Origin of the sequence: Streptomyces phaeochromogenes (genome assembly GCF_001418655.1) — a bacterium.
Lineage (GTDB): Bacteria > Actinomycetota > Actinomycetes > Streptomycetales > Streptomycetaceae > Streptomyces > Streptomyces phaeochromogenes.
The window spans coordinates 1-1,511 of record NZ_LIQZ01000673.1 but is presented as its reverse complement, the minus strand read 5'-3'; the positions used below and the strand labels follow the sequence as shown (position 1 = coordinate 1,511).

Sequence of the window (1,511 nt, the reverse complement as noted above, 5' to 3'; positions counted from 1 at the left end):
TATCGGCGCCGAAGTGGCCGCGCTTCAGGAGCAGTTGAGTGCCCTGCAGCACGACCAGTCCCTGCTGGTGAACCTGCAGCGGACCCTGGGCGCCGAGAGCCTCGAAGCCGGTTCGAGCAAGGAAGAGAGTGTCACGGCGGCCAAGCCCTCGCTGCCGCGACAGGCCTCGGCCGAGACCAAGTCGGGCAGGCGCAAGAAGGCAACTGCCGCCAAGCCGAAGAAGGCGGCAGCCAAGACCACCGAGCCGAAGGCGTCTTCACCTGCGGCGAAGCTGCCCACCCTCGTGGAGCTGATCCACAACCACCTCGGACGGCAGTCCGAACCGCGGTCCTCCGCGGAGATCAGCACCGCGCTCACCCAGGCCCACCCCGACCGCGACATCAAGCCCAAGGTCGTACGCACCACGGTGGAAGGGCTCGTAGCCAAGGGCCATGTCCAGCGCACCAAGCAGGGCTCGTCCGTGTTCTACACGGCGGCCGAGACCCCTGCGGCTGACAACTCCGCGGAGCAGGAGCCGGTCACCGCCTGACCTCTGCCTTGTCCCTGACATCTGCCTTGTCGGGGTGACAACGTCGAGGTGACACGTCTCACTCCACCTTGGGGTGCGGGCAGGTGGCACAGCGGCGGCCGGACACGGCCGCCGCCCTGCGGACAGCACCCGCCCCAGCCACCACACCATGCCGGGTCAACAGGCTGACGTTCGATGCCATGTTGACAGTACCCAGCGGAACTCACACACTCATCGGTATGACCGGACACTGGTTCGACACGACGGGGCCGCTGCGCGTCCCGGATCGGACCGGGTGCGANNCTCCCGGTGCACGTTCGCACCGCGTCGCCGAACTCCTCCGTTCGCGGCAGGCGAGGGCACGTCTCCTGAGCAACCTGCCGTCTGCCACCGGACGTTCACGCGTGAAGTCCACGTGTGAAGTCCACGTACGAGGAGTTGGAAGCCATGACTGTCATGAGCGCCGGACCACAGCCCACGCTGCGCGAGGCCCGCGTACCCGAGGGCGGGATGTACGAGGGCGCGCGTGTCCTGCGCCGCCTGCCCGAGGGCTGGGAGGAGCGCCCGTACGAACACTTCGAGGTGGTGCCCCAAGGGCGCACGATCGGGGCGGAGATACGGGGCCTCAGTCTCGCGCGGCCGTTGGGGGACGCGCTGCGCGAGGAGGTGAACCGGGCACTGCTGGAGTGGAAGGTGCTTTTCTTCCGCGGCCAGCGCCTGACATCGGCGCAGCAGCGTGACTTCGCCCGGCAGTGGGGGGAGTTGGAGACCAACCCGCTGCTCGCCCAGGGGTCCAGCGAGGATGTCGTCCGCTTCGACAACGGCAGTGGATCCACCCCCACCTTCGAGAACGTCTGGCACGCCGATGTGACCTTCCGGGAGCGGCCCGCACTCGGTGCCGTGCTTCAGCTGCACGAGGTTCCGCCGCTGGGCGGGGACACCATGTGGGCCGACATGGCCGCCGCCTACGACAATCTGCCGCAGGAGGTGAAGGACCGCGTCG

At 68.3% G+C, this 1,511-nt stretch carries 2 protein-coding genes; both read left to right on the top strand.

From position 1 onward, the window contains the following. On the top strand, positions 1–529 hold a 529-nt coding region (locus AOK17_RS47445; RefSeq protein ID WP_063997402.1), incomplete at its 5' end, for a BlaI/MecI/CopY family transcriptional regulator. 426 nt (positions 530–955) lie between these two features. After that, positions 956–1,511 (top strand): TauD/TfdA dioxygenase family protein (locus tag AOK17_RS47440; protein WP_206190962.1); only part of this gene is annotated, 556 nt, incomplete at its 3' end.